The sequence below is a fragment of the Klebsiella terrigena genome (assembly GCF_012029655.1).
Lineage (GTDB): Bacteria > Pseudomonadota > Gammaproteobacteria > Enterobacterales > Enterobacteriaceae > Klebsiella > Klebsiella terrigena.
In genome coordinates this window covers 2,335,666-2,362,415 of sequence record NZ_CP050508.1, presented here as the reverse complement: position 1 = coordinate 2,362,415, position 26,750 = coordinate 2,335,666, and the positions used below count along the sequence as shown (strand labels likewise).

24 protein-coding genes and 2 pseudogenes are annotated in these 26,750 nt (G+C 60.5%); 8 read left to right on the top strand and 18 right to left on the bottom strand.

Going from position 1 to position 26,750, the window contains the following annotated elements; all coding sequences use genetic code 11:
• Positions 1–271 precede the first annotated feature (271 nt).
• The 6 genes from HCK03_RS11110 to HCK03_RS11085 all read right to left on the bottom strand — a co-directional run bounded on the left by HCK03_RS11110 (position 272) and on the right by HCK03_RS11085 (position 7,053).
• Entirely contained in the window at positions 272–1,342 is a 1,071-nt protein-coding gene (locus tag HCK03_RS11110) for an ABC transporter ATP-binding protein (RefSeq protein ID WP_115192477.1), read from the bottom strand.
• Positions 1,335–3,104: an ABC transporter permease gene (locus HCK03_RS11105; RefSeq protein ID WP_041145987.1), complete on the bottom strand. Its 1,770-nt coding sequence runs from the start codon at positions 3,102–3,104 to the stop codon at positions 1,335–1,337. The genes HCK03_RS11110 and HCK03_RS11105 overlap by 8 nt, the downstream gene beginning before the upstream one ends.
• Positions 3,105–3,187: 83 nt before the next feature.
• On the bottom strand, positions 3,188–4,276 hold the full coding sequence (locus HCK03_RS11100; RefSeq protein ID WP_041145988.1) for an ABC transporter substrate-binding protein: 1,089 nt from the start codon (positions 4,274–4,276) through the stop codon (positions 3,188–3,190).
• A 365-nt stretch (positions 4,277–4,641) separates the two neighbouring features.
• A complete protein-coding gene (locus tag HCK03_RS11095) occupies positions 4,642–5,469 on the bottom strand; it encodes a phytanoyl-CoA dioxygenase family protein (RefSeq protein WP_041145989.1) in 828 nt (275 codons plus the stop codon).
• 261 nt (positions 5,470–5,730) lie between these two features.
• The gene (locus HCK03_RS11090) at positions 5,731–6,645 is read right to left on the bottom strand and encodes a LysR family transcriptional regulator (RefSeq protein ID WP_167691561.1); all 915 of its coding nucleotides are present in this window, start codon (positions 6,643–6,645) and stop codon (positions 5,731–5,733) included.
• A 24-nt stretch (positions 6,646–6,669) separates the two neighbouring features.
• Positions 6,670–7,053 (bottom strand): hypothetical protein, encoded by a 384-nt coding sequence (locus HCK03_RS11085; RefSeq protein WP_167690985.1) that lies wholly within the window; start codon positions 7,051–7,053, stop codon positions 6,670–6,672.
• A gap of 91 nt (positions 7,054–7,144) precedes the next feature.
• On the opposite strand from HCK03_RS11085, the gene HCK03_RS11080 reads away from it, so the two are divergent.
• The 4 genes from HCK03_RS11080 to HCK03_RS11065 are packed head-to-tail and all read left to right on the top strand — an operon-like array spanning position 7,145 to position 11,143.
• Positions 7,145–8,665 carry an amino acid ABC transporter permease/ATP-binding protein gene (locus HCK03_RS11080; RefSeq protein WP_041145991.1) on the top strand — a complete coding sequence of 507 codons (1,521 nt, stop codon included), beginning with the start codon at positions 7,145–7,147 and terminating at the stop codon, positions 8,663–8,665.
• Positions 8,666–8,691: 26 nt separating this feature from the next.
• A complete protein-coding gene (locus HCK03_RS11075; protein ID WP_041145992.1) occupies positions 8,692–9,564 on the top strand; it encodes a phytanoyl-CoA dioxygenase family protein in 873 nt (290 codons plus the stop codon).
• Between the two features lie 24 nt (positions 9,565–9,588).
• Positions 9,589–10,407 carry an ABC transporter substrate-binding protein gene (locus HCK03_RS11070; RefSeq protein WP_041145993.1) on the top strand — a complete coding sequence of 273 codons (819 nt, stop codon included), beginning with the start codon at positions 9,589–9,591 and terminating at the stop codon, positions 10,405–10,407.
• A gap of 4 nt (positions 10,408–10,411) precedes the next feature.
• Entirely contained in the window at positions 10,412–11,143 is a 732-nt protein-coding gene (locus tag HCK03_RS11065) for a class II aldolase and adducin N-terminal domain-containing protein (RefSeq protein ID WP_041145994.1), read from the top strand.
• A gap of 45 nt (positions 11,144–11,188) precedes the next feature.
• Here HCK03_RS11065 and HCK03_RS11060 read toward each other — a convergent pair.
• Positions 11,189–11,260 (bottom strand): annotated as a pseudogene (locus tag HCK03_RS11060) (ABC transporter ATP-binding protein); the annotation flags it as partial.
• 193 nt (positions 11,261–11,453) lie between these two features.
• A complete protein-coding gene (locus tag HCK03_RS11055) occupies positions 11,454–11,642 on the bottom strand; it encodes a hypothetical protein (protein ID WP_041145995.1) in 189 nt (62 codons plus the stop codon).
• On the opposite strand from HCK03_RS11055, the gene HCK03_RS11050 reads away from it, so the two are divergent.
• On the top strand, positions 11,641–12,606 hold the full coding sequence (locus tag HCK03_RS11050) for a helix-turn-helix domain-containing protein (protein WP_167691560.1): 966 nt from the start codon (positions 11,641–11,643) through the stop codon (positions 12,604–12,606). The genes HCK03_RS11055 and HCK03_RS11050 overlap by 2 nt on opposite strands.
• 20 nt (positions 12,607–12,626) lie before the next feature.
• Here the strand turns inward: HCK03_RS11050 and HCK03_RS11045 are convergent, their stop codons facing one another.
• Positions 12,627–12,746 carry a small membrane protein gene (locus HCK03_RS11045; RefSeq protein ID WP_139339464.1) on the bottom strand — a complete coding sequence of 40 codons (120 nt, stop codon included), beginning with the start codon at positions 12,744–12,746 and terminating at the stop codon, positions 12,627–12,629.
• Positions 12,747–12,958: 212 nt separating this feature from the next.
• Here HCK03_RS11045 and HCK03_RS11040 point away from each other — a divergent pair, with 212 nt between their 5' ends.
• Entirely contained in the window at positions 12,959–14,041 is a 1,083-nt protein-coding gene (locus HCK03_RS11040; protein WP_041145997.1) for a malate/lactate/ureidoglycolate dehydrogenase, read from the top strand.
• Between the two features lie 284 nt (positions 14,042–14,325).
• Positions 14,326–16,476, top strand: coding sequence for a formate dehydrogenase subunit alpha (gene fdhF, locus HCK03_RS11035; RefSeq protein ID WP_041145998.1), 2,151 nt, complete (start codon positions 14,326–14,328; stop codon positions 16,474–16,476).
• Between the two features lie 53 nt (positions 16,477–16,529).
• On the opposite strand, the gene HCK03_RS11030 is transcribed toward fdhF, so the two are convergent.
• Positions 16,530–17,696, bottom strand: coding sequence for a M20 aminoacylase family protein (locus HCK03_RS11030; protein WP_134526490.1), 1,167 nt, complete (start codon positions 17,694–17,696; stop codon positions 16,530–16,532).
• 293 nt (positions 17,697–17,989) lie between these two features.
• On the opposite strand from HCK03_RS11030, the gene HCK03_RS11025 reads away from it, so the two are divergent.
• Complete coding sequence (locus HCK03_RS11025) at positions 17,990–19,204, top strand: MFS transporter (protein ID WP_041147668.1); 1,215 nt, start codon at positions 17,990–17,992, stop codon at positions 19,202–19,204.
• A gap of 53 nt (positions 19,205–19,257) precedes the next feature.
• On the opposite strand, the gene HCK03_RS11020 is transcribed toward HCK03_RS11025, so the two are convergent.
• The 8 genes and pseudogenes from HCK03_RS11020 to HCK03_RS10985 all read right to left on the bottom strand — a co-directional run bounded on the left by HCK03_RS11020 (position 19,258) and on the right by HCK03_RS10985 (position 26,412).
• Positions 19,258–19,980, bottom strand: coding sequence for an amino acid ABC transporter ATP-binding protein (locus tag HCK03_RS11020; protein WP_041147669.1), 723 nt, complete (start codon positions 19,978–19,980; stop codon positions 19,258–19,260).
• Entirely contained in the window at positions 19,967–20,731 is a 765-nt protein-coding gene (locus HCK03_RS11015; RefSeq protein WP_041146000.1) for an amino acid ABC transporter permease, read from the bottom strand. The genes HCK03_RS11020 and HCK03_RS11015 overlap by 14 nt, the downstream gene beginning before the upstream one ends.
• A 66-nt stretch (positions 20,732–20,797) precedes the next feature.
• Positions 20,798–21,565, bottom strand: coding sequence for a basic amino acid ABC transporter substrate-binding protein (locus tag HCK03_RS11010; RefSeq protein ID WP_041146001.1), 768 nt, complete (start codon positions 21,563–21,565; stop codon positions 20,798–20,800).
• Positions 21,566–21,660: 95 nt separating this feature from the next.
• Positions 21,661–22,560: a MurR/RpiR family transcriptional regulator gene (locus HCK03_RS11005; protein WP_123551533.1), complete on the bottom strand. Its 900-nt coding sequence runs from the start codon at positions 22,558–22,560 to the stop codon at positions 21,661–21,663.
• A pseudogene (locus HCK03_RS11000) lies at positions 22,557–23,536 on the bottom strand (ABC transporter substrate-binding protein). Before HCK03_RS11000 ends, HCK03_RS11005 begins: the two are co-directional and overlap by 4 nt.
• Positions 23,526–24,578, bottom strand: a complete 1,053-nt coding sequence (locus HCK03_RS10995) for a FecCD family ABC transporter permease (protein WP_115192464.1) — start codon at positions 24,576–24,578, stop codon at positions 23,526–23,528. The pseudogene HCK03_RS11000 and the gene HCK03_RS10995 overlap by 11 nt, the downstream one beginning before the upstream one ends.
• Complete coding sequence (locus HCK03_RS10990; protein ID WP_123551536.1) at positions 24,575–25,594, bottom strand: FecCD family ABC transporter permease; 1,020 nt, start codon at positions 25,592–25,594, stop codon at positions 24,575–24,577. Before HCK03_RS10990 ends, HCK03_RS10995 begins: the two co-directional genes overlap by 4 nt.
• Positions 25,591–26,412: an ABC transporter ATP-binding protein gene (locus HCK03_RS10985; protein ID WP_041146006.1), complete on the bottom strand. Its 822-nt coding sequence runs from the start codon at positions 26,410–26,412 to the stop codon at positions 25,591–25,593. The genes HCK03_RS10990 and HCK03_RS10985 overlap by 4 nt, the downstream gene beginning before the upstream one ends.
• Positions 26,413–26,750 lie beyond the last annotated feature (338 nt).

Below are 26,750 nucleotides of genomic sequence, written 5' to 3'. Positions count from 1 at the left end.
GCCAAAAAAAGAGTGATATGTATCACAAATGTTATTATTTGTTTATGGTACATGTCTGCCTGGCGGCGTGCAAACGCCGGCGTCGGCAAATATTAAACAATTTGAGCGGTTAAGTTAGTTAATTACGGATATTAATTACTTTGCTTTCGCCCGGCATCTGGCGGTTATTTGCGCCGTGCCGGGCGAGGGTTATCAGCCATTAACCACGCCGCCCGCCCCTGTTTATTTCGGCCGTCGGCCCTTCTCGCCGCGACCGATTTTATGCTGTCGCCTAAGGCGTCGGGAAAATCCACAGGTCGCCGGCGGGAAGCGTAATATGGCAATGCTCCGCGTCGCGCAGCGCCGTGCCGTAGACGCGAATAGCAAAGTCATCCCCGCGGGTGCGGAACAGATATTCCCAGCGGTCGCCAAGATACATGCTGGTCAGCAGCGGCAGCTCGAGCATGTTGTCTTCCGGGGAGGAGCCAAGACGCAGTCGCTCAACGCGGATCACCGCCGTCGCCTGCTGGCCGACGCTGACCCCCTCTCCCGCCATGCCCCACAGCGCCCAGCTGGCGCCCTCGATGCGCGCCCGGCCGTTTTCGAGAGCCGTTATCTTACCGCGCAGGCGGTTGTTGCTGCCCATAAACTCGGCGGCAAACAGCGTCGTCGGATTGCCGTACATCTCCTGGGGCGTGCCCTGCTGCTCGATCACCCCGTTGTTCAACAGCAGGATACGGTCGGATATCGCCATCGCCTCATTCTGGTCGTGAGTCACCATCAGCGCCGAGAGCCCGAGCTTGATAATCAGCTCGCGCAGAAAGACCCTCGCCTCTTCGCGCAGCTTGGCGTCGAGGTTCGACAGCGGTTCGTCGAGCAGGATAACCGGCGGGTTGTAGACCAGCGCCCGGCCAATCGCCACGCGCTGCTGCTGGCCGCCGGAAAGCTGATGGGGATGGCGGCTGCCGAGATGCCCCAGGCCGAGCTGGTCGAGCACCGCCTGTACCCGCTGGGCGATTTCGCCGCTGGCGACCTTGCGCAGCTTGAGCGGATAGGCGACGTTTTCAAATACGGTCTTATGCGGCCACAGGGCATAGGACTGGAACACCAGCCCCAGATTGCGCTCCTCGGCGGGGATTTCGCTGCGCGGATTGCCGTCATAGACCGCGGTTTTGCCAATGGTGATCCGCCCGGCGGTGGGTTTCTCCAGCCCGGCGACGGCGCGCAGCAGGGTCGTTTTCCCGCTGCCGGACGGCCCGAGCAGCGACACCACTTCCCCCCGCTGAAGCGTCATCGACACCCCTTTCAGAACCGGGTTGTCGCCATAGGTGAGGTGCAGGTTTTCTACGGATAGCTCAATCATGTAATTTCACTCCAAAGCGCAGGGCGATACCCAGGCCGATGACCACCAGCAGGATATTGATAAACGAGAGCGCGGCGACGATATCGATAGCCCCCGCCGCCCACAGCGAGACCAGCATGGAGCCGATCGTTTCCGTCCCCGGCGAAAGCAGGTACACCCCGGTGGAGTATTCGCGCTCGAAGATCAGGAACATCAGCAGCCACGAGCCGATCAGGCCGTAGCGCGACAGCGGAACCGTGACGTGCCGGGTCACCTGGCCGCGAGAGGCGCCGGTGCTGCGGGCCGCCTCCTCAAGCTCCGGCGCCACCTGCAGCAGCGTCGAGGAGATCAGGCGCAGCCCGTAGGCCATCCACACCACGGTATAGGCCAGCCAGACGCTAAAAATGGTGTTGCGCAGCGCCCGCAGCTGCACGATAAGATGCTCGCGCAGCCAGTCGGCCATCGGCAGCGCCGAGAGCCAGCCGTTTTTCAGCGACTGATCGAGCCACATCGGCAGGAATAAAAACACCCACAGAAACGCCAGCCCCGCCAGCAGACCCGGCACCGCGCGCGGCACCAGCACGCTGTAGTCAAGAAAGCGCGTCACGTTGTCCGGCTTGCGGTGCATGGCGATCCCGACAAACAGATAGCACACGACCGCCAGCGCGCCGCCAAAAATACCGATCGCCATCGAGTTGACGATGGCCCGCAGCAGGTTCGGCTGCTGCCAGATGTTGCGGAAGGTCGCCAGCGAGAGCTCGTCCCACAGCGACACGCCGACGCCCCAGTTGGAAATAAACGCCCGCATCGCCACGCCAAGCAGCGGGACGCCGATGGTCACCGTCAGCCACAGCACCACCACCACGCCGGCAACCCAGCGCCACTTGCCCAGCGGCAGCGCGCGCGCCTGGGAGGCCTTGCCCTTCATGGTGACAAAGCGGTTGGCGGTGCGCATCAGCCGACGCTGCAGCATCACCAGCGGGATGGTGATGCAAATGAGCACCACCGCCACCGCCGCCATCAGGTGATAAGAGGGGGTGCCAAGCTTATTGGTCAGCTTATAGAGGTAGGTCGCCAGCACCATGTTGCCCTCGGGGTCGCCGAGTACCAGCATCAGGCCGAACACCTCCAGGCCGAGGAAAAACAGCAGCACGCAGGCGTAGAGGATCGAGGGCCGCACCATCGGCAGGCTGACGGAGGTCATGACCTGCAGCGGCGAAGCGCCGACCGTCCTGGCCGCCTCCTCGACGTCGGAGCCGACGCTGCGCAGAGCGGAGGAGATATAGAGATAGGCGTGCGGGACGTGGGTTAATCCGGCGATCGCCACGATGCTGAACATCGAGTAGATGTTCCACGGCACAAAGCCCAGCAGCCGCTCGGCCCACTGCGAGAAGAAGCCAACCGGCCCCGCCGCCACCACGTAGCCAAAGGCCAGCACCATCGGCGAGACGAAGATGGGTACCAGGATCAGGGGTTCAATAAAGCGCCGGCCGGGCAAATCGGTGCGGACCATTAAAAAGGCGAGGATCCCCCCGAGCGGAATGGCGATCGCCACCAGGCCGAACGCCAGAATAAAGCCGGACCTCAGCGCCAGATAAAAATCAGGGTCGGTAAAGATAAATTCGAAGGCTTCAAAGCTGAACGCTTTCGAACGCGCAAAAAAAGGCGCCGAGAGAAAGCTCTGCACCACAATAAATAACAGCGGGACGTAGATAGCCAATGCCGCGATCAGTACCACAATACCGCGCGGCAGCCCCTGCCATTTTCGGCGTAATACGTTCATATGCGATCCCTTTGCTCAGGCGTTAACGCAGCCTGCCGGGTATTAACGGGCGCGACAGCGGAAGATGTCGCGCCTCAGGAGGATTATTTAGCCGCCGCGCTACGCCACTGTTTGATAAATTCCAGACGCTTTTTCGGTTCCAGATATTCCAGCAGGGTTTCGTCCACCGGAATCGGCTTCAGGGCGTTACCCAGCATTTTGGTCATCCCGTCGATATCATTTTTGCCTTCGATATCGTTACGAATAGAGGGAATATCGGCCTGACCGGCGAGGATGCTCTGCCCTTTCTCTGACAGCACGTAGTCGAACCACAGCTTCGCGGCGTTAGGATGCCCGGCGTCGGCGGTAATAAACGAGACGCGGGAAAGGACCAGCACGTAGTCTTTGGGATAGGCGATGCCGAGGGAGGGATCGGTTTTGGCGCGCGCTTCGGCGTAAGAGCCGAGAATGTTAAAGCCAATCAGGTTTTCACCCGATGAGACGCGCTCCATCATGGTGCCGGTAGAGGATTGCACGGTCAGGCCGCCTTTGGCCATTCCCGCCAGGTTGCTAAAATAGCTGGCGTCGGCCTTGCTGTCCTGCACCGCCAGCATAAAGCCGAGGCCAGATTTTTCGATATCGTAGGTAGTGACCTTACCTTTAAATTTGTCGGCCTGGCCGGCAATCAGCTTCGCCAGCGCGGTGTGGGAGTCCGGCACGTCGCCCTGCGGAATCAGCCGCTTGTTGTAGATAAAGACCACCGGCTCATAGGTGGTGCCGTAGGCTTTCTGCTGCCAGACCGCCCATTTTGGCAGCTTGCCCAGCTCGGGCGAGGCGTACTCTTCGGCGTAGTCGGTGGCGAGCTTCAGCGCCGTATCCATCGATGAGCTCCAGACCACGTCTCCGCTGCCGCCGCCCGCCGCCTGCTCGCTGATGTAGCGGTTGTACAGTTCGGTGCTGTTCATATCGTTATATTCAACGTTAATTCCGGGGTACTGCGCCTCGAATCCTTTAATTAACGGCCCCGCCGCTTTGGTATCGGTCGTTGAATAGATGACAACCTTGCCCTCTTTCTTCCCGGCATCAACCACCTTTTGATATTCAGCCGGGTAGCCCTGAGGGAGCGCCGCCAAAACGGAGCCGGAGAAGACTGCCGTCAGTGAAACCACTAAACCACCAATTTTCTTATACATAAAACCAACCCTTAGGTATCATTTATTAAACACAAATTTAACATATAGCGAGGGGTTCACGGCTTGCAACGCCGGGGGCGGTTTTTTTCTGGCTTTTGTGATGCTGACGGAATTTAACTCTTATTTAGCGCGATATAGACGGATAAGAAGTGTGTCGACGGAATAGTCGCCAGCATCATTGAAGATGAAATATTAAGAAAACATTAAGCAGGCATTTTCGTAGCGGGATGCCGGCACCGGGAATATTCGGCTGGCCGGCAAAATGGCACCGATTTAGCGCCGAGGCGGCGGAAAATAATTAACCCGCCGGAAGGCCGGCAGCGGCAATATAATTTTCCGCCGTTAATGATTGCCGCCCGACGATATTAGCCCCGCGCTTCGCGCGGCCACACTTGCGGGAACAGCGGTGAAACCAGGGCATCGCCCTCTTTTAGCGTCAGCTCCGGGAACGGCGGCGAGGTCACGCCCCCGCGGTCAACAAAGGTGGCGTCGTCGCCCACCCAGCGGGCGGAGAAGACCCGTCGCGCCCGCGCCGTGGCGTTACCTCTGGCGCCGTGCAGCGTTCGGTAGTGGAAGGCGATCGCGTCGCCCGGCTCCAGCGCCCAGCTGACGATATCGTACTCCTCCTGATGGGCGTCAATGTCCGGCAGCTCCTTAAAGCGACCGTGCTGATAGAGCTTCGAGCCGTTGAAGCGGGTCGGACTGAACTCCTCTCCCCACAGGTGGGAGCCGCGGATGCAGCGCAGCGAAATCTCCTGCGCAACCGGGTCCAGCGGGATCCAAAAGCTGACGTTCTGCCGCCCCTCAACGCAGTAGTAGGGCTGATCGTGATGCCAGGGGGTGACCGTGCTGCCGCCGGCGGGCTTGACCAGCGTGTGCTCGTGGAAAAATTTCGCCGTGGTCGATTGCATCAGGGCGGCGGCAATTTCCGCCGCCGGCGACTGCCTGACAAACTGCTCAAAATCGGCGATCCGTGACCAGTTGCAGTAGTCCTGGAAAAAGGGCGCGGAGCCGTCCTTCGGCACCACCGTTCTGGCGTGCCCGTACTCGCTGGGGTTGGCCATCAGTTCCGCCACGCCGTTCGCCAGGCCGTCGATCCACGCAGTGAACGCGCCCTTCAGTAACACCACTCCATCCGTCTGGTAGGTATCGATCGTCTGCCGGTCGATCTGCGGATAACGCTGATTGTGCATAGCTAACCGTCCTGTACTGGATAAATGATTGGGTTGATGACGCCGGGCGTCAGCGGACTCAGGTTATTTAGCCAGCGTCGAATGGTAAATTATTATAAAACGATACTCGTCATAGCAATTTATGAGCCTCTGAGCCTGTCCCACCGGACGTTAGTATTTTGTCGGGCACTGTCCGGGATCGAAATAACAAATAAAATAGCCCTCGAGCCTGGCGCTCAGGCGCGTGACAATATATATCCCCGCCGCGATCGAAGTTACCAGCTAAACCAGCGCCGGGGTTAGCTCAATGCTGCGACAATAGTCCATAAAAAGCTGCGTTGGCCGGGTGGGTTCATTATTAGCGAGGTACGCCATAATTAAGGTTGAGGCCGGCATTTGATCTTCAATCTCCAGCTGGACCAGCCGCTCGCCGTCGTAGGTCATATCGCAAAGCGGCCGGGTCACTAATACCGAGAAGCCCAGCCCCTGCCCGACCATACAGCGCACCATCTCAATTGACGGCGAGCTGTAGGCCACCTGCGGGTGGTAGCCCTTCTCTTTAAAAATGGTAATAAAATAGTTTTTACTCGGCACCGCATCGAGCAAAATCATCGGCTCCTGGCTTAATTCCTGCAGCGTAACGCTCTTTTTTTGCGCCAGCGGATGGCTGGCCGGTAATAACGCATAGGGATTATGCGGGGCATTGAGCGTCTCTTTACTGATCGAGTGGCCTAATTCCAGATCGTAGACCAGGGCTAAATCAAAACGCCCGCGATGCAGGCCGTGCATTAATTCATGCTGCTCGCCATCGTAGAGCTGAAGGGTTATTTCGGGATACATCCTTTTAAATCCGGCCACCAGCTTTGGCATATACAGCGGGGCGACGGATTCAAAGCAGCCCACCGAAATGGTGCCGGAAACCAGCTCCTTATCGGCGCGCGCGTTTTGTTCAAACTCCCAGGAGAGGCGCAGCAGCTCCTTGGCTTTCTCGTAGAAGCGCCGACCGCAAGGGGTGAGCGAAACGCCCTGCGCGTGGTGGCGAATAAACAGCTGCTGCTCGAAGGTGCCCTCAAGGTTTTTTATCGCAATCGAGATCGACGGCTGGGCAATATGCAGCTGTCGGGAGGCTTCGGCGATGCTTTCGGTCTCCACAACGGTAACGAAGTATTTAAGTTGTTTGAGCGTGAATCGCGTCATAGCCTTACCCTTTATGAAATATTGTTACTCACAGAAACGGCATAGTTTCCTGATAGGCCGACTGCAAGCATCGTGCCACTCCCCGGCTAAAAGACGCATTGCCGCAGGGATGAATGAATTATTTATCTCACTAAATGCGCTGAAATAATAAAACCCCAGCCCCGGTGGTTTAATTGCACCAATATGAATCAGGCTGCACCAAATAAATCCCCGAAGCGCCCCATTGTGGCACAACGCCCAATTTACCGGCCGATTCCGTTGACCAATAACAGCAATTGTTTTTTTAATGTTTAGTTCTTGTTTCGCACTCATTGCTTTAAATTTATTGAAATTAATCTGGCTATATAGTTTTTTTAAACTTAAAGACCAAAAATTTACTAATTGCCTGATGGCGAAGAGTACCAGCATAGTGTAATTGCCCGATAAATAGTGACGATGCCCCATTTTAGAACATCGGTATCGTCTTCATGTCCGTTAATTATGGCGAGTGAAATAGCCCATGATGTTTAACTGGAACTACATGTTAAGTCTGCTCAGCGACGCAGATTTTTGGCAGGCCACCTGGACCGTCATTAAACTGAGTCTGCTGACCTGGGGTTGCAGTATTGTGCTGGGCTTTATTCTCGCCCTCGCCAAGCAGTCGCCGCGCAGGCTTTTTAACGTCCCCGCCCGGCTCTATATCTGGCTGTTTCGCAGCCTGCCGCTGCTGGTGCTGCTGATCTTCGTTTATAACCTGCCGCAGGCGGTGCCGTCATTTGCGGTGGTGCTCAACGATCCCTTCTGGGCCGGCCTGCTGGCGATGGTGCTCAGCGAAGCGGCCTACGTCGCCGAGATCCATCGCGGCGGCCTGCTCTCCATCGCCAAAGGCCAGGGCGAGGCCGCGCGGGCCTTAGGGCTGCGCTATGGCGGCACGCAGTGGCGGGTGATTATTCCCCAGGCGCTGCGGGTGGCGCTGCCGGCGCTGGCCAATGAGTATATTGCGATCGTTAAGCTCAGCTCGCTGGTTTCCGTCATCTCCCTGACCGAGATTTTGATGGTCGGCCAGCGCCTCTATTCGCAAAACTTTTTGGTGATGGAAACCATGGCGGCGGTGGCGTTCTACTACGTGCTGATCGTCACCGTGTTTGACTTCCTGCTGAAGCGCCTGGAGACCTGGCTCGACGTCACCCAGCGTAAAACCAACCGCCCGGTCGACGCCGACATGCTGGCGCTGGCCACCGCCGCCCGTCCGGCCGTTGCCCGCAGCGTCATCGATAGCCACCAGCCGGCGCTGCAGGCCTCGAAGCTGCATAAAGCCTACAACAACGTGGAGGTGCTGGGCGCCGTCAGCCTGCAGGTCCAGCCCGGGGAAGTGGTGTCGGTCATCGGCCCTTCCGGCTCCGGCAAAACCACGCTGATTCGCCTGCTCAACGGCCTGGAGCAGATCGATAACGGCGAGATCCGCATCAACGGCCAGCCCTTTATTCACCTCGAACGCCAGGGCGTGCAGAAGCCGCGCTTTATGGAGAACGCCGAGCACCGGCTGAATATTGGCATGGTCTTTCAGAGCTTCAACCTCTTCCCGCACCTGACCGTGTTCGGCAACCTGCTGCTGGCCCCGCGCTATCACCGGCTGGCGGCGGAGGCGGAGCTCAGGCAGCGCGCCTGCGAGCTGCTGTATAAGGTCGGCATGCTCGACCACGCGTGGAAGTACCCGCACCAGCTTTCCGGCGGCCAGCAGCAGCGGGTGGCTATCGCCCGCGCCCTGATGATGCGCCCGCAAATCATGCTCTTCGATGAGCCAACCTCGGCGCTGGACCCGGAAAAAGTCAACGAAGTGCTTCAGGTTATCGAATCGCTGGCCGATGAGGGGATCACCATGGTTATCGTGACCCACGAGATGAATTTTGCCTTCAAAGTTTCCGACCGAATTGTCTTTATGGAAAAAGGGCGCGTGGTTTGCGACGACACGCCTCAGGCGATGCGCGACGGCGATCACCCGCGCGTTGACGCCTTCCTCAAAGACGTCTCTTTGGCTTAACCGCTCCGTTTGTGAAAGGAAAAAATATGATCGCGCAGTGGCAAATCGAACAGTTTCATCAGCAGGGTTTTCTGGTGGTTGAGGCGGTGCTCTCTCCCGCAGAGATCGCCGGGCTGCAGCAGGATTTCGACGGCTGGGTGGCGGAGAGCCGCCGCCACGGCGAGGCCTGGGGAGCGACCGAGGACGGCCGCCCGCGCTTCGACCTTGAAAGCGACCATCGCCCCGACCACCCGTCGCTGCGCCGCGTCAGCTCGCCGACGGAGATCTCCGCCGCCTACCGGCGCGCGGCGCTGGATTCGCGGATGGCGGCGATTGCCGCCCAGCTTATCGGCGGCAGCGGCACCCGCTTTCATCACAGCAAAATTAACTCCAAGCTGCCGCATACCGCCACCCAGGTGAAATGGCACCAGGATTTTCTCTTCACGCCGCACAGCAACGACGACATCATCACCGCCCTGCTGATGGTTAGCGACGTGACGCCGGAGAACGGCCCGCTGAACGTGGTGCCGGGAAGCCATAAGGGGCCGCTGTGGTCGCACTGGCAGGCGTCGCGCTTCACCGGCGCGGTAGATGACGAGGTGGTGGCGACCCACTGCCAGCAGCCCGAGGCCTGCTTTGGCCCGTCCGGCTCGGTGTGCTTTATGCATACCCGGCTGCTCCACGCCTCCAGCCCCAATGAAACCGACCTGCCGCGCACCCTGTTTATCAGCGTTTACGCCGCCGAAGACGCCCTGCCGTACGGCGACAACCCGCTGCCCAGCGCCCACGCCGGACGGCTGGTCGCCGGCACGGAGAGCGGGCTGGTGCGCAGCGCCGCCAATCATGTTCGTCTGCCGCAGAAGCCGCGCGGCGCCTCGTTTTTCGTACAGCAGGCCGGAAACGACCCTGCCAGCATGTGATTGCCCCCCACTTTGGAGATCTCTATGAAACGCTTAAATACCCTGCTCCTCTGCACCGTCGGCGCCCTGAGCGCGGCCAGCGCCCAGGCGGCCTTTCTGCAGCCGGGAAAAATCATTGCCGGTTCGGATATGACCTTTTTCCCTTACGAATATATTGAGAGCAATAAGCCCGCCGGCTTTGATATCGAGTTTCTCGCCGGGATTGCCAAAACCATGGGCCGCGAGGCGGTCAACCTCGATACCCGCTTCCCGAATCTGATCCCCGGCCTGCAGGGCGGACGCTTTGATATCACCAACTCGTCGATGTATATCACCGCCGAACGGCTGAAGGTGATTGATATGGTTCCTTACCTGAAAAGCGGCGAGTCGATCCTCGCCCTCAAGGGTGCCAGCTATCAGCCGAAGACGCCGGAGGAGTTTTGCGGCCATAAGATTGGCTCGATGGGCGCCACCTCGTGGCTGGCGCAGCTGCAAAAGCTCTCCGCCGACTACTGCGTGAAAAAAGGGCTGCCGCCGATAGCGCTTAGCGAATACGCCACCGACCCGCAAACCACCCAGGCGCTGCTGTCGCGGGCGGTGGAGGCGCAGATCACCGATGCGGCGGTGGCGCGCGGCGTGGTCGACAAGCTGGGCGACCGCATCACCATCTCCTCCACGACGCTGATCTACCCGGTGCTCAACGGCTTCGGGGTAAAAAAAGGCAACAGCGAAGTGAAGACCGCGCTTGAGGAGGGGCTGAAGAAGTTTAGCGCCACGCCGGAGTACGCCGCCCTGCTGAAAAAATATAACTTCCAGCCGCCGACCGCGGCGGACCTCAACGACCTGATGCCGAAAGTGGAATAACGCCGTGGCCTACTCTTTTGAAGAACAAACGCGCATCGATCTGGCGGCGACGCTGCGCATTGTTGCCCACCTCGGCATGCACGAGGCGGTCGCCAACCACTTTAGCGCCGCCCTGTCGGCGGATGGCAAAACGTTTCTGCTCAACCCGAAGTGGCGCCACTTCTCGCGCATTCGCGCCAGCGATCTGCTGCTGCTGAACGCCGATGATGAAGAGAACGCCCACCGCGCGGACGTGGACGCCACGGCGTGGGCTATTCACGGGCAGATTCACCAGCGGCTGCCGCAGGCCCGGGCGGTGCTGCATCTGCATCCGGTGTATGCCACCAGCGTCGCCTGCCTCGAGCAGCCGCAGATCCTGCCTATCGATCAAAACACCGCGCGCTACTTTCAGCGCGTGGCGGTCGATACGCTGTACGGCGGGATGGCGGATACCGTCGCCGAGGGGGCGCGGCTGGCGGGGCTGCTGGCGGATAAACGCCGCCTGCTGATGGGCAATCACGGGGTACTGGTGACCGCCGGCTCCATCGGCGAGGCGTTTGACGATATCTGGACCCTCGAGCGCGCCTGCCAGATTCTGGTCACCGCCTGGTCAACCGGCCGGCCGCTGAAGGTGCTGTCCGATGAGGTGGCGGAGAAAACCGCCGCCGACTGGGAAAAAATCAGCGACTTTTCCCGTCAGCATTTTGAGGAGATGAAACAGCTGATGATCGACGCCGATCCTTCGCTGCTTGACTAAACTGCCCCAGGCTTCCCCGGGCAACGCCGGGGGAGCCGCTTAGCGCTGCGCCAGCATGATGTTTTCCAGCGCCGTGAGGAATGGGATCAGGTGAAACGGCTGGAAAACGAGGCCAATTTATCCCCGTGAGCCGATGCGTATTGACCGCTATCTGCGAGATAGCGTGCAATTATTTTTGTCCCGCCAGATGTTGCCAGGTCATTTTTGGCTAAATAAAGCGTTTAGCCGCGAAATAATTAATCTATGGCAGGCGGCGTAAATATATTTTATACGCCCGAAAAGCATGCATTAATAAATGGCAAAATAATATTCAGCGCGCCGGAAAAATATTTTCTGATAAAAAGAGGAGGCCCGTCATCCGGCCGGCAGAACCCCCGCCCGCGCGGGCGATTAAAATGCGTAAAAAAACCGCCGGGCGCTGGTTTTTCTTAGGATTAATCTTATAATCGAAGGATAAAAATTCACCTGCCAGCAGTACCTTGAGAAAGGCGAAAAACATGCCCAGACCTACTGCGCTGTACGTTCCTCACGTTTTGAGCGCGGCGGATATCGCGCCGGAAGAGCGTTACCAGCAAATATCGCAAAACCTCGGCTGCTATGGGATAGAAGTGGCGAACAACCGCCGCCCCGCAGAGATTATTGCCACGCATAAGACTATATCCGCTATTTCCGGCGACTATTGTAGTGCGATGGGTTCGAAAAATCAGACCACCTTCGATCCGCATCGCGTCGAGGAGCAGTCGATCTATATTTCGCTGCTGGTGCAGGGGCATCAGCTTATTAGCGGCAGAAAGAAATCCGTCTCCGCGCAGGTCAATCCCGGAATGCTGATTGTTCATCAGCGCAATGACTATTATCAGTATCAGTGCGACGACGTGAAGCAGCTCTATATCATTCCGCGCAGCGAGAAAATCAAAGAGGTTTTTAACGGCAGGCTCAATAGTCCGGTTGTTTCTCTGGAAAATCATCCTCTGACGATGTTTCTGAAATCGCACATGATGCTGCTCGATAGCCATTCGGCGAGCCTGTCGCTAAAGGAGACGGCAACCGTTGTCGACGGTCTGCATAATATGGCGCTGCTGGTCCTGAGCGATATCGCGAAACAGCAGGGATTAATCTCTTCCGGCAAGCTGGGGCATCTGGTGAATAGCGCGAAATCGTTTATCGCCCTGCACTATCAGCAGCACGATCTCTCCCCTGACCTGCTGTCAAAAGCGCTCCACTGCTCGCGATCCAGCCTCGATCGCGCCTTCAACGAACAGGGAACCTCGGTTATGACGGTGCTTAAAGAGCGGCGTTTAGAGGCCGCGCGCGCGCTGCTGGAGAGCGCACCTCAGCTGCGGGTCGAGCAGATTTCGTGGCTCTGCGGGTTTATCAGCCATCCGTTATTTAGCAAAAGCTTCCGCGAGAAATATCACGCATCGCCGAAGACCTGGCGCGAAAATTATCATAAAGCCGGTTAATACGCCGCGGGCTTTGTGATTCAGCGCTGGCGAAACGATTTAAAACGCATTGCCCGGCGCTCTTTAATATAGCTAAGCAGGCTATAGACGGAAATACCCAGCAGGGCAACGGCGACGAGGGCTAAAATGATTGAGCTGATGTTCATTATGGTTTTCTCCATATCATTGAGAATATGATTTTTATCATAATGATTCTCACTCCGGCGACCAGTCCCGACAGCCTCAACTCTGTTCTCTGCCCCTCACGCCAGCACTCTCCATAAGCGCTTGATCTTCATCGGCATGGAGAGCAGCATGGATCGGCAAACATCACAAAATAACTACGCTAACCGCCCACCACAGGAGAGACTCAGTGCCTACCGGACATCGCTTTCAGGCTACGGATCTGCATCAGTTTGTCGTCGCCCTTTTCAGCCACCTCGGCAGCACCGCCAGCGAAGCGGCCCTCGTCGCCGACCATCTGATTGCCGCCAACCTCGCCGGCCACGATTCGCACGGCGTCGGGATGATCCCGAGCTACGTGCGCTCCCACGCCGCGGGGCATCTACAGCTTAACCGGCATGCCAGCATTATGAAGGACGCCGGGGCGGTAGTGACCCTCGACGGTAACGCCGGGTTCGGGCAGGTTGTCGCCCACGAGGCGATGCAGATCGGCATCGAAAAGGCACAGCGGCACGGCATGGCCGCCGTCGCCCTGCGCAACGCCCACCATATCGGCCGCATCGGCTACTGGGCCGAGCAGTGCGCGGCGGCGGGCATGATCTCTATCCACTTCGTCAGCGTCGTTGGCGACCCGATGGTTGCGCCGTTTCGCGGGAAGGACAGCCGCTTCGGCACCAACCCGCTGTGCGTGGTGTTCCCGCGCAGGGGCCAGCCGCCGCTGCTGCTGGACTACGCCACCAGCGCCATCGCCTTCGGCAAGACCCGCGTTGCCTGGCACAAGGGCGAAGCGGTGCCCGCCGGCTCGTTAATCGATGCCCACGGTGAGCCGACCAACGACCCGGCGGTGATGCAGACCTCGCCGCTGGGCGCGCTGCTGACCTTTGCCCAGCATAAAGGCTACGCCCTGGCGACGCTGTGCGAGATCCTCGGCGGCGCGGTATCCGGCGGGCAGACAACCCACCAGGAGAGCCTGCAAACCTGCGTTGACGCCATTTTCAACTGCATGACCACCATCATTCTGGACCCGGAAACCTTCGATGCTCCGCAGATGCAGAGCGAAACTGAAGCCTTTATCGACTGGTGTAAGCAGTCCCCGCACGAGGCGGACGCTCCGATTCTGGTGCCCGGCGAATGGGAGCAGGCCAACCGCGAGGAGCGTCTGGCACAGGGCATTCCGCTGGACGAGGGCAGCTGGCAGGCCATCTGCGGCGCGGCGCAGGAGGCCGGTTTAGCCGCGCAAACCCTCGCCCACTTCCGGCAAAAAATGGCCTGATCCCCCGCCCTGCGCCCCTTCCTTCGCGCCGCCGGACGGCGCGAGCCTGCCATCGCCGGGGCGTCTGGCCGGGCCGCTCGTCATCGTCATTAGTGACGACATCGCGACGACCCGGCATCCCCCAATTTAATTTCTCATAAAAATCAATATCTTATTTTTTGGCACGCTTCCTGCTTAACAGCCACACCTGACGTCAGCATCGTGACGCAAGGACTCAATGACGATGGCAGGCCGGGCCCGGCCTGACCGACGATCTTCATTCACTGTTAACAGGTCTGTTACTGATGAAAAAAATCACGAGCGTTTGCCCTTACTGTGGGGCGGGTTGCAAACTTAAGCTGGTTGTCGAGAACGATAAAATTATCCGCGCCGAAGCCGCCGATGGGGTGACCAACCAAAACCAGCTGTGCCTCAAAGGCTATTACGGATGGGATTTCCTCAACGATACCCAGCTGCTCACCCCGCGCCTGAAGCAGCCGATGATTCGCTACCAGAAAGGCGGCAAGCTCACCCCGGTAACCTGGGATGAAGCGATCCGCTATACCGCCAAAAAGCTGCAGGCCATCAAGCAGCAGCACGGCCCGCGCGCCATTATGACCACCGGCTCATCCCGCGGCACGGGGAATGAAACCAACTATGTGATGCAGAAATTTGCCCGCGCGGTGCTCAACACCAACAACGTCGACTGCTGCGCCCGCGTGTGTCACGGGCCGTCGGTAGCCGGCCTCCAGCAGGCGCTGGGCAACGGCGCGATGAGCAACTCGATAAGCGATATTGAAAACTCGAAATGCCTGCTGGTCTTTGGCTACAACTGCGCGGATTCCCACCCGATCGTGGCCCGCAGGGTGATCAAAGCCCGCGAGAACGGGGCGAAGATCATCGTCTGCGACCCGCGGCGCATTGAAACCGCACGCATTGCCGATCGTCACCTGCAGCTCAATAACGGCAGCAATATGGCGCTGGTCAACGCCTTTGCGCACGTGCTGCTCGAGGAAGACCTCTACAATCATGATTACGTCGATCGCTTTACCGAAGGCCTTGAGGCCTACCGGGAAGCGGTGCGGGACTACTCACCCGAGGCGGTTGAAGCGCTGACCGGGGTGCCGGCGCAGGAGGTGCGCCAGGCGATGCGCATGTTTGCCGCCGCGCCTTCGGCCACCATTATGTGGGGAATGGGCGTGACCCAGTTTGGCCAGGCGGTGGACGTGGTCAAAGGGCTGGCCAGCCTCGCGCTGCTCACCGGCAACCTCGGGCGCGAGCACGTCGGCGTCGGCCCGGTACGCGGACAAAACAACGTCCAGGGCGCCTGCGACATGGGGGTTCTGCCGAACCTCTTCCCCGGCTATCAGGAGGTTACCGACCCGCAGGTGCGGGCTAAGTTTGCCGAGGCCTGGGGCATCGACCCGGCGCTGATGGACGATAAGGTCGGCACCCGCATCACCGAAGTGCCCCACAAGGCGCTGACCGGGGAGATCAAGGCCTACTACATCATGGGGGAAGATCCGCTGCAGACGGAGGCCGACCTCGGGCTGGTGCGCAAGGGGATCGAGGCGCTGGATTTCGTGGTGGTGCAGGATATCTTTATGACCAAAACCGCCGAGATAGCCGACGTGCTGCTGCCGGCGACCTCCTGGGGCGAACACGGCGGCGTGTTCACCTGCGCCGATCGCGGCTTCCAGCGCTTTGAAAAAGCGATCCCGGCGTCGGGAAACGTCAAGCGCGACTGGGAGATAATCAGCCTGCTGGCTAGCGAAATGGGCTACCCGATGCACTACGCGGATAACCAGCAAATCTGGGACGAAATGCGCGAGCTATGCCCGCTGTTCTACGGCGTAACCTATGAAAAAATGGGTGACATGAACCACGTGCAGTGGCCCTGCCCGACGCTGGATCATCCGGGCACGCCGTGGCTTTATAAGGATAACCATTTTGATACCCCGACGGGTAAAGGACAGCTGTTCGCCGCGCCGTGGCGGGCCCCGGCCGAAACGCCGGATGCCGATTATCCGCTGGTGCTGTGCACGGTGCGCGAAGTCGGCCACTACTCGTGCCGCTCGATGACCGGCAACTGCGCGGCGCTGCAGTCGCTGGCCGACGAGCCGGGCCGGGTGCAAATTAGCCGCGCCGATGCGCAGCAGATGGGGATTACCGACCGGCAGCTGGTGTGGGTCAGCTCGCGGCGCGGAAAGGTTATCACCCGCGCCGATATCAGCGATCGCATCAACAGCGGCGCCGTCTATATGACCTACCAGTGGTGGGTGGGGGCCTGCAATGAGTTAACCCAGGATAACCTCGACCCGATCTCGAAAACGCCGGAAACCAAGTACTGCGCGGTGAAGGTCGAGGCCATTGCCGATCAGCGCTGGGCGGAACAGTTTGCGCTCAGCGCCTACAACGAGATGAAAGCGCGCCTGAAAGCCGCGGCTAACGCCTAAAAGCATCAGGGGAGGCGCGCGCCTCCCCTGACGTGACGTTGTCACTCAAGGCGTCAGGCTTCACCGGCCTGCGGCAGCAGTTTTTCCACCAGCGCCGTCCACATCAGCACCCCGGGTTCGATCAGATCGTCATTAAAATCATAGCCGGCGTTATGCAGCGGTTTGGACGGCGTTTCGCCATCGGTACCGATCCAGAAATAGGCGCCGGGGCACGCTTCCAGCATGCAGGCAAAATCTTCTGAGGCCATTGACGGGCTGACCTCGGCGTTCACCGCCGACTCGCCCAGCGCGGCAATCGCCGCCTCGCGGACGCTCAGCGCCTGCGCCGGATGGTTCCTGGTGACCGGATAGCCCGGATACCAGAAAATCTCCCCCTGCACGTCAGAGACCTGCGGCTGCGTCGCCACGTAGCGCTCAATCAGCCCTTTTACCCGCTCGCGAACCGGGTTGCTCAGGCAGCGGAAGGTGCCGCGCAGCACCACTTTGTCCGGCAGAACGTTGATCGCCTCCCCGCCGCTAATCTGCGTAATGCTGACCACCGCCGACTCCTGCGGCGACAGGCGCCGCGACGGAATCGTCTGCAGCGCCATAATAAGCTGCGCGGCGGCGACGATCGGGTCGGCCCCGCTCTCCGGCATCGCCGCATGGCAGCTTTTGCCAGTCAGGGTGATTTCGAAGGCATCAAGGGAGGCCATCATCGCGCCGCTGTTGATCGCCACCTGTCCCAGCGGGATCCCCGGCCAGTTGTGCAGCGCGTAAATGGCGTCCATTGGAAACAAGGTAAACAGCCCCTCTTCGACCATTTTGCGCGCGCCGCCGAGGTTCTCTTCCGCCGGTTGAAAAACAAAATGCACCGTGCCGCGAAAGCGGCGGGTGCGCGCCAGATGTGCCGCCGCGGCCAACAGCATCGCGGTATGGCCATCGTGGCCGCAGGCGTGCATCACGCCGGGATTGCGGGATTTGTAGCTGACCTCGCCGAGTTCGGTAATCGGCAGGGCGTCCATATCGGCGCGCAGGCCGATTACCGGGCCAGGGCCGTTCTCCAGGGTCGCCACCACCCCCGTTCCCGCCAGCCCCGTATGCACCTGCAGGCCAAACGAGGCCAGCAGTTCGGCGACGCGACGGGAGGTTTTCTGTTCCTGGTAGCCCAGTTCAGGGTAAGCATGAAAATCGCGTCGCCAGCGAATAGCCTCGGCGATGGATGAAGGCGATACTGCCATGTCGTACTCCTTTCCTGCACAGCATCAGCGCTGAGCGAGGGTTGTTATCGGTATGCATTTTATCCATGCGCCCCGCGAGCGCCGGGCTGCTCTATGAGTTATATCCTTTCGCCAGCGCGCTGACAACTCTCGCTAAACGTCCGCCCGGCGGGCTTTGGCGAGCGGCCGCGGCCCCCTTCTCAATTAATGGTAGCCATTTCAACGGTGACAGAAGCCATATGATTAACTAATATGCAGGGCTGTTGGCGCTTCGCCAGTTTATCCACCTGTTGACTTCCGTTATCGGGAATAAAATGTTTAACCCAGACCACAATCGCTTAGCGCCCACGCTGGCGATGATCATGGCCGCCTCGCTGGTAGGCTTTATCACCGGCTATACGGTGCCGCTTATCAGCCTTGAGCTTGCGCAGCAGCAAATTGATACCCTCTACGTTGGCCTGCTGGCCGCGCTGCCGCCGGCGGGCATGATGCTCTCCTCCTTCCTCTCGCCCGCGCTGTGCCGCCGCTTTGAGATGGGCGTGCTGCTCAGCGCAAGCCTGATCCTGCTGGCCCTGGCGACGGTTGCCTCCTGCCTGACCGTCGATCTGCTGCAGCTCCTGCTGCCGCGCTTCCTGACCGGCCTCGCCTCGGGAGTAATCATCGTGCTGGGAGAGAGCTGGATAACCGGCGGGGCGGCGGGTAAAAATCGCGCCACGTTGACCGGGATTTACGCCTCAGCCTTTACCGGCTGCCAGCTGGCCGGGCCGCTGCTCATTTCCGCCGGCCCTGCCTATCAGTCATGGGCGCTGCTGGCGATCTGCGGCCTGACCGCCCTGTGCCTGCTTATGCTGCGCCACCTGCCGAGCGGCAGCCGTGAGAGCCTCGCCGGACGCGCCAGCTGGCGTAGCCTCGGCGCATTTTTGCCGGTTCTGGCCTCCGGCGTATTCTGCTTTTCCTTCTTCGATGCCAGCATCCTCGCGCTGCTGCCGCTGTACGGCATGGATAAGGGGCTAAACGAGTCGATGGCGGTGCTGCTGGTGACGGTGGTACTGACCGGCGACGCGCTGTTCCAGGCGCCGCTCGGCTGGATTGCCGATAAGTTTGGCATCCGCCGGGTGCACCTCAGCTGCGCGCTGGTCTTCTGCCTCGCCCTGCTGGCGCTGCCCTTCCTGCTCGGCTCGCGCATGCAGCTGATCGTCGGCTGCCTGGTGCTCGGGGCGGCGGCGGGCGCGCTCTATACCCTGTCGCTGGTGCGCGCGGGTAAAACCTTCTCCGGGCAAAAGCTGATCATGATAAACGCACTATTGGGCTTCTTCTGGTCGGCGGGGAGCGTTGCCGGGCCGGTGATCAGTAGCCTGGCGATCGGCGTTTCGGGATATGACGGTCTGATCGTCACCCTCTTCGCCAGCGGGCTGCTGTTCCTGCTGATTCAGGGATTAGGTAAAAACGAGAAGACGCTGCTGGCTAACGAGCGTGAAGTTTCGGACGATGAGGTTTCGGACGATGAGGTTAGCGAAGCGGCACAGTAGCGCGCCGTTTCGCCTGCAGCAATATGATAAAGCGGCCCTGGCGGCCGCTTTTCTTATAGCACTTTGCTGAGGAACGCGGCGGTGCGCGGGTTGCTCGGGGCGCTAAAGATCTGCTCCGGCCGGCCCTGCTCCTGAATAATCCCACCGTCGATAAAGATAACCCGGTCGGCGACCTCGCGGGCAAAGCCCATTTCATGGGTCACAATGACCATCGTCATCCCTTCGCTGGCGAGATTTTTCATCACCGCCAGCACGTCGCCGACCAGCTCGGGGTCGAGCGCCGAGGTCGGCTCGTCGAACAGCATGATCGACGGCTTCATCGCCAGCGCGCGGGCAATCGCTACCCGCTGCTGCTGGCCGCCGGAGAGGCTGGAGGGCCAGGCGTCGCGCTTATCGCTTAATCCCACTTTTGCCAGCAGCTCTTCCGCCAGCGCAATCGCCGCCTGCCGGGCCATGCCGCGCAGGTTCATCGGCGCCATGATCAGGTTTTCCAGCACCGTCATATGCGGGAACAGGTTGAAGCGCTGAAAGACCATGCCGACGCTTTCACGCAGCTTGTTCAGGTCGGTAGTGCGGTCGTGGACGGCAAAGCCGTTGACCGCCACTTCGCCTTCGCTGACGGTTTCCAGCGCGTTCATGCAGCGCAGAAAGGTGCTTTTCCCCGACCCGGAGGGGCCGATGATGCACACCACTTCCTGCGGCTGAATATCGCAGCTGATGCCGCGCAGGACGTGGCTGTCACCGAAGCGCTTGTGCAGATTGTTAATGTGAATCACTTTTGCCAAACCTCTTTTCCAGACGGTTAACCAGCTGTGCCAGCAGGAAGGTAATCACCCAGTAGACCAGAGAGATCGTCAGGTAGGGTTCCCAGTAGGTGGCGTAGGCGCCGGAGACGGTACGCGCGGCGTAAGCCAGGTCGGCAAGGCCGATCGCCGACGCCAGCGAGGAGTCCTTAACGATAGCGATGGCGTTGTTGCCCAGCGGCGGCAGAATGCGGCGAAACGCCTGCGGCAGGATCACCTGGCGCATGGTTTTCCACCACGGCATCCCCAGCGCGCGGGAGGCTTCCATCTGTCCTTTGTCGATCGACTGAATACCGGCGCGGAAAATTTCCGAGACGTAGGCCCCGGCGTTGAGCGTTATCGCCACCACGCAGGAGAGAAACGCGCCGTAGTTAGAGCGCAGCTCGCGGGCAAAGTCGGCGCTCATCACCCCGCCGGTGACCAGCAGGCCGTCGCGCGGGTTGATAAACAGCGGTACCAGCGCGAAGTGCACCACCATGATCTGCACAAACAGCGGCGTGCCGCGAAATGCGCTGACGTAGAAGCGTACCGGGAACTGAACCAGGTAGCGCAGGACGTATTTCCACACCCCGTGCTCGGCCTTCGCCATTCTTCCCAGCCCAAGGGTCAGACCCCACAGGGTGCCGAGGATCACGCAAATAATGGTGCATTTAATGGTCATCAAGGCGCCGTCCATAAACAGCGGACCGTACTCCTCGATGATCTCCCAACGGAATCCCGTCATAATCTTTCCCTAAAAAATACGGCTATCGTCAAAGCCGATAGCCGTGAGTAAGACAAAAAATAGATCTTATTGCGCTGGCAGCGTCGGGACGTTGTCGTCGAACCAGGTTTTGTAGATTTTGGCGTAGGTGCCGTCGGCGACAATTTTCTGCAGGCCGGCGTTGATTTTCGCCTGCAGCGCGCTGTTGCCCTTGGCTACGGCGATGCCGAAGTACTGGCGCTCAAACTTCGCGTCCGGCACCAGCTTGAACTGCTTCTCCGGGTGCTGCTTGATGTAGTATTTCACTACCCCAACGTCGCCGACCGCCGCGCTGACGCCGTCTTCAAACAGCTCCTGCAGCATCAGCGGCGTATTGTCGAAGCGCTTAATGGCGGTGCTGTTTTTACCCAGCACGTCAGAAACCACGATATCGCCGGTGCTGGAGTTCACCACCCCAACCTTCTCGCTTTTCAGCGCCGCCAGCGAGGTCACCTTCGAATCCGACGGCACCACGATCGACTGCTCGGCCGGGAAATAAGGGGCGGAGAAATCCACCATCTGCTTACGCTTATCGGTAATGGTGATCCCGGAGATGATAATGTCGCGATCGCCGGTGTTGAGGGTCGCGAAGATCCCCTCCCACGGCGTGTTGACCAGCTTGATATCAAAGTTTTCTGCTTTAGCGATCGCCTTGATGATGTCGATATCAAAACCTTCCAGCTGCTTCTGGCTGTTTTCGTATTCAAACGGGCGATAGGTGCCGCCGGAACCGACAACGTAGGTTTCCTGTGCCGCCTGCGCGGTGCCAATCATTGCCGCCATCAGGCAGCACGCTTTCATCCACTTCTTAACCATGACAGATCCTTTTTATGCATTTATTTTGCATAAAAATACACATACTCAGCATGGCATGCAACCACAAACCTGCGCTGCGGTGATTTATCTGGCAGTTAGCTGCGCTTACCGCCAGATTTACCGATCGCTTTATGCAGTTCGTTGATGCGCTTCATCGACTTCATGGTTTTTTGCGGAGCGGTAGAGGCGACCGAGAGCACCATCATTTCCAGGCACACCAGCACCGTTCCGTGCAGCGGCACCCGCCCGTTATCGCCGCCGCGCGGCACCTCGATAACCACCTGCGCCTCCTGGCTGAAGCGGGAGTCCACCGCCTGGGTCAGCAGAATGGTCGGAATACCGAGCCGTCGGGCCTCGCGCAGGGTGGTCATGCCTTCGCGGTGCGGCGATTTTTGCCCCATCATGATCAGCACGTCGCCGCGCTGCAGGCCGATCAGCTGTTCGGCGAGGCTAAAACCGGTGCGGTTCAGGACGTACGAAGGCAGACCGATGCGGCTAAACAGCCTGGCGGTATACTCCGCCAGAATCCCCGACGCGCCGATGCCGAAAATCGCCACCTGGCGCGCGTCGGTAAGCAGTGCCACCGCCTGGGCTACCGCCTCGCGGTTGTCGGGGCGGGAGAGCACCTCGCAGGCGCGCTGGTGGCCCTCGAGCACGAAATCGATGCTCGAATTGACGTCCGTCGAGAGCGCGTTGACCGTCGAGAGCATTTTCTCCGAGGAGGTAATCGACGGGCCGAACCAGCGCTCCATGGTCTGCTTCAGCTCACGCAGCCCGGCAAAGCCCAGCGCCTGAATAGCCCTGACCACCGTAGCGTCGGAGGTGTGGGTGGCGGTGGCAATCTCCATCGCCGTGCGCTCGAGCACCACCTCGCGATTGTCGTTGATATAGCTAACCACCGCCAGCAGGCGCGGCGACAACTGATGCGCCCGGGCGCGAAAACGGTCGCCAAACAGGTCAACCCGCCCCTTCTCTCGTTTGGCCGGCGTTTTCATTTCAGCGCCGCCGGCAGCGGACGTCCGGCAATATGCGACTGCACTTCGGCCGCCATCAGGCTCAGGGCGGCGAAGGAGTTGGAGATCACGTCCTCACGCGGCAGCAGGATATAGCGTCCGCTGCGGCAGGCGCGCATAAAGTCGCACCAGCCCGGCATTACGGCCTCCATCGCCTGCAGCTCATCCTGCGGCTTGCCGCCGGTATCGGAGCGCCAGGTCGCGAAAACGAAATCGGCATCCAGCTCCGGCAGCTGCTCGGCGCTAACGTCGATGCGCTGGCCGTCGGGAATGCGCTCAATCAGCGGCGGAAAGCGGAAGCCGGCGTCGCGCAGCACGCGGCCCAGGGCGTGATAGGCGTGATGGACGGTCACTTTACCGCCGTTGGCCTGAATCACCGAGACGGTAATCTTCTGCGTATCGACCGCCGCCTTCAGCTGCTTAATCTGCTCCCGATAGCGCCGCTCGAGCACCGCCAGCCGCGCCTCGGAGCCGGTCAGCTGCGCCAGCTTAGCGTAAATGCGCGGCGCGCTGCCCTGCAGATGGTCGATGCTCACCGTCGGGGCTATCTTCTCCAGCTGTTCCACGGAGACGTGGCGGCTGGGCTCGGTAATAATCAGGTCCGGTTTAGCCGCAGCCACGGCTTCGAGATCGATATCCGCGGTACCGATAAACTGAATATCGCTGTTATCAAAATCGATGCCGGTAAGCTGGGCGCTGGAGCGCAGATAGTGGCTACCGTCGGGACGCGTACGCCCGTGGCTGGCAACCGGCGGCACGCCGAGCTCGATCAGCGGGATCGTGATATCCAGATCGTGCATCGAGACAATCCGCTGCGGATGCAGCGGAACGTTCACCACCCGACCTAAATCATCGGTAAATTTTTGCGTCTGACCCGCGGCGGCACCCGCGGTACCGGCCACGCAAAGCAGCAGAGGAACTAACCAACGCATAGCAATCCTTGAGAGTTACAGGGCATCACGACGACGCCAGAGCAGCAGAATAAAAAACGGACAGCCCACCAGGGCGATGACAATCCCGGCTGGGATCTGCAGCGGCGCAAAGGCCACCCGCCCGATGGTGTCGGTCACTAAAACCAGCAGAGCGCCAATCAGCGCGCTACCGCACAGCAGAGAGACCTGGCCGCCGCGCAGCACAAAGCGCGCCATATGCGGCGCCATCAGTCCAACGAAGCCGAGGCTGCCCACGCAGGAGACGCTGGCGGAGGTCAGCAGCACCGGGGCAAAAAAGCGCAGCAGCGTCAGCTGCTGTAGCCGGACGCCGAGGCCGATAGCCGTGCGGTCGCCGAGCAGCGCCACGTCCGCCGCGCGGGCGGTAAGAAACAGGATCAGCGCGCCGGGCAGCGCCCAGCAGGCGGCGACCGCCAGCAGCGGCCAGGTCGCGGCGTGCAGGCTTCCCGCCAGCCAGATCATCGCCGTCTGCACGTCGCGGACGTCGGCGGTGGTCATAAAAATGCCTACCGCCGCGGCCAGGGTCCAGGAGACGCCGATACCGATCAGGATAAAGCGCGGCCGCGAGCAGTCGCGCGCCAGGGCCAGCACCAGCAGCGCCACCAGCACGCCGCCGGCCATTCCCGCCAGCGGCCGCCACGCCAGCGCCGTCGCCGGGAAGAGCAGGATCAGCGCCAATACCACCACGCTGGCCCCCTCCTTGACGCCGATAAGCCCCGGGTCCGCCAGCCCGTTACGGGTGATGCTCTGCATCGCCGCGCCGGCCATCCCCAGCATTGCCCCGCACAGCAGCGCCATAAACAGCCGCGGCAGGCGGATATCGAACAGAATAAAGCGCTGCTGTCCGCTGAGGCTATCCGCATCCAGCAGCGCCCGCAGCACGGTCCCGGAAGGCAGCGGAAAGCTGCCGCGCGTCAGGCCAAACGCGCCGAGAATGGCTATCAGGGCGAGCAGCCCGGCGGCACTCTTCAGCGCCGCCGGGCGCAGCAGAATATGACGACTCCCGGCAGCCAGCGGGCGGAATCCGGCACGACGTGCGGCGCTTTTCATTTAAAGAATCTCGCGGCAATAAAGATAAACAGCGGCGCGCCCACCAGGGCGGTCATCGCCCCGGTTGCCAGCTCCTGGGGCGCCACCAGGGTGCGCGCCGCAATATCCGCCAGCACCAGCACCAGGGCGCCAACCGGCGCCGCCAGCGGCAGCGCCAGGCGAATGTCCTCGGCGATCAGCCGCCGCACCACGTGCGGGACCACCAGGCCAACAAAGCCGATCGGCCCGGCAACGGCGACCGCCGAACCGCACAGCAGCGCAATGGCAGCGAGCCCCAGCAGCCGGGTTTGGGCAATTTTCACCCCCAGTCCGAGGGCGACCTTATCCCCCAAAGCCAGGACGTTAAGCCGCGGGGCGATGGCGAGCGCGATCAGCAGCCCGCCCAGCGCCGGGATCAGCGCCGCGCGCAGCGTTTGCCACTTCAGCCCGGCCAGATCGCCCGCCAGCCAGGTGCGCATCGCCAGCAGCGTTTGTTCGTCCAGAATCAGGACCGCCGCGGTCACCGCCGACGCAAAGGCCGAGAGCGCCACCCCGCACAGGGTGATGCGCAGCGGCGTCATGCCGCCGCGTCCGGAGGAAGCCAGCAGCATCACGGCGCCAAACAGCAGCCCTGCGCCGCAGGCGGCGGTCAGCGGGCGGCCGAACGCCGCTTCGCCGAGGCCCAGCGCCGAGGTCGCCACCACCGCCAGCGACGCGCCGGCATTGAGGCCGAGAATATGCGGTTCGCCGAGCGGATTGCGGATCACCGTCTGCAGCAGCATGCCCGCGATGCCGAGCGCGGCGCCGGTAAGCAGCGCGGCGGCCAGGCGCACGAGGCGTAAATCGACAATAATCCGCTGGTCAAAACTGTGCGGATCGTAATGGAGCAGCGCCTGCAGTATGGTGGGCGGCGCAATCCAGCGCGCGCCCAGCCCCAGGTGCACCAGCGAGCCGCCGATCAGCAGCAGGGTCAGCACCACCACGGCCAGCTGCGGCCGGGCGCGTCGGCGCCGGAGCATCAGCGCGCTGGCGCTCATTGTCCGGCCGCCTGGCGGGCGCGAAAGGGCATAAAGAATGGTTTACCGGTTTGCGGGTTCAGCGACATCTGCACGTCAACGTCAAACACCGTTTTAATCAGCTCCGGCGTACAGGTTTCATTTTCACCAATCACCCCGGCAATGCGCCCCTGCTTAAGAAACACCAGCGTATCGGCATAGTTCACCGCAAAATTCAGGTCGTGCAGGACGGTCACCACCGTGCGCCCGTGTTCGCGGGTCAGGGTCTGCAGCAGCTCGAGAATATCGACCTGATAGCGCAGATCGAGCCAGGTGGTGGGTTCGTCGAGCAGAATGGTGGCGGTTTGCTGGGCCAGCGCCATCGCTATCCAGCAGCGCTGGCGCTGGCCGCCGGAGAGGCTGTCCACCGGCAGATGGGCGAACTCCGCGGTGCCGGTCAGCGCCAGCGCCTCCTCCACCGCCCGCTCGTCGTCGGCCGACCACTGGCGCATCAGCCCTTGCCAGGGATAGCGCCCGCGCGCCACCAGCTCGAAAACCGTCAGCCCTTCCGGGGTGAGCGGCGACTGGGGCAGTATCCCCAGCCGGCGCGATACCGTCCGGGTGGGCAGCTCGTGGATAACCTCACCATCGAGGCGCACGCAGCCGCCGAGCGGCTTGAGCATTCGGGCGATGGTCGATAGCAGGGTCGATTTCCCGGAGCCGTTGGCCCCGGCCAGTACCGTCATTTTGCCGTGGGGGATCGTCAGATTAATATCGTTGACGATAAGGGTCTGGCCGTATCCGGCCGACAGGGAATCCAGCACAATCCCCTGCTCTGCAGGCATCACCCGCTGTGGCATAACTCGCTCCCGCACCGCAGCGGCGTGGCATCAGGCCCGCTCGGACTGCACTCAAACAAAAATACATCTCATTCTCTTTTGATCATGATGTGAATGAATGTAGTAGTCAATACTCTGTTTTACGCGCAGCGAAAAGGCGCCACCTGTAGCCTGGCGTAGCGACACAATCTGAATTAAACCGATTAAAAACATAAAGATAAATACTATTTTCGCTGTCCATTCCGCCGCCGAAACGCCGCTTTCGCTGGCAGCGCTTTTTTATCTTACATAACGTTTACTACTACATTGCTACGTGGTTGAATGATTCTCAATTACATATCTGAGCGCAAATTATAGCG

Excerpts from the sequence above, each read along its gene's own strand:
- HCK03_RS11085 (WP_167690985.1), bottom strand. The coding sequence starts at position 7,053 with ATGCTGGTACTCTTCGCCATCAGGCAATTAGTAAATTTTTGGTCTTTA.
- HCK03_RS11030 (WP_134526490.1), bottom strand. The coding sequence starts at position 17,696 with ATGGCAGTATCGCCTTCATCCATCGCCGAGGCTATTCGCTGGCGACGC.
- HCK03_RS11100 (WP_041145988.1), bottom strand. The coding sequence starts at position 4,276 with ATGTATAAGAAAATTGGTGGTTTAGTGGTTTCACTGACGGCAGTCTTC.
- HCK03_RS11095 (WP_041145989.1), bottom strand. The coding sequence starts at position 5,469 with ATGCACAATCAGCGTTATCCGCAGATCGACCGGCAGACGATCGATACC.
- HCK03_RS11105 (WP_041145987.1), bottom strand. The coding sequence starts at position 3,104 with ATGAACGTATTACGCCGAAAATGGCAGGGGCTGCCGCGCGGTATTGTG.
- HCK03_RS11005 (WP_123551533.1), bottom strand. The coding sequence starts at position 22,560 with ATGAAAACGCCGGCCAAACGAGAGAAGGGGCGGGTTGACCTGTTTGGC.
- HCK03_RS11015 (WP_041146000.1), bottom strand. The coding sequence starts at position 20,731 with ATGACGGGATTCCGTTGGGAGATCATCGAGGAGTACGGTCCGCTGTTT.
- HCK03_RS11110 (WP_115192477.1), bottom strand. The coding sequence starts at position 1,342 with ATGATTGAGCTATCCGTAGAAAACCTGCACCTCACCTATGGCGACAAC.
- HCK03_RS10995 (WP_115192464.1), bottom strand. The coding sequence starts at position 24,578 with ATGAAAAGCGCCGCACGTCGTGCCGGATTCCGCCCGCTGGCTGCCGGG.
- HCK03_RS11090 (WP_167691561.1), bottom strand. The coding sequence starts at position 6,645 with ATGACGCGATTCACGCTCAAACAACTTAAATACTTCGTTACCGTTGTG.
- HCK03_RS11075 (WP_041145992.1), top strand. The coding sequence starts at position 8,692 with ATGATCGCGCAGTGGCAAATCGAACAGTTTCATCAGCAGGGTTTTCTG.
- HCK03_RS11025 (WP_041147668.1), top strand. The coding sequence starts at position 17,990 with ATGTTTAACCCAGACCACAATCGCTTAGCGCCCACGCTGGCGATGATC.
- HCK03_RS11010 (WP_041146001.1), bottom strand. The coding sequence starts at position 21,565 with ATGGTTAAGAAGTGGATGAAAGCGTGCTGCCTGATGGCGGCAATGATT.
- HCK03_RS11050 (WP_167691560.1), top strand. The coding sequence starts at position 11,641 with ATGCCCAGACCTACTGCGCTGTACGTTCCTCACGTTTTGAGCGCGGCG.
- HCK03_RS10985 (WP_041146006.1), bottom strand. The coding sequence starts at position 26,412 with ATGCCACAGCGGGTGATGCCTGCAGAGCAGGGGATTGTGCTGGATTCC.
- HCK03_RS11055 (WP_041145995.1), bottom strand. The coding sequence starts at position 11,642 with ATGTTTTTCGCCTTTCTCAAGGTACTGCTGGCAGGTGAATTTTTATCC.
- fdhF (WP_041145998.1), top strand. The coding sequence starts at position 14,326 with ATGAAAAAAATCACGAGCGTTTGCCCTTACTGTGGGGCGGGTTGCAAA.
- HCK03_RS11070 (WP_041145993.1), top strand. The coding sequence starts at position 9,589 with ATGAAACGCTTAAATACCCTGCTCCTCTGCACCGTCGGCGCCCTGAGC.
- HCK03_RS10990 (WP_123551536.1), bottom strand. The coding sequence starts at position 25,594 with ATGAGCGCCAGCGCGCTGATGCTCCGGCGCCGACGCGCCCGGCCGCAG.
- HCK03_RS11080 (WP_041145991.1), top strand. The coding sequence starts at position 7,145 with ATGATGTTTAACTGGAACTACATGTTAAGTCTGCTCAGCGACGCAGAT.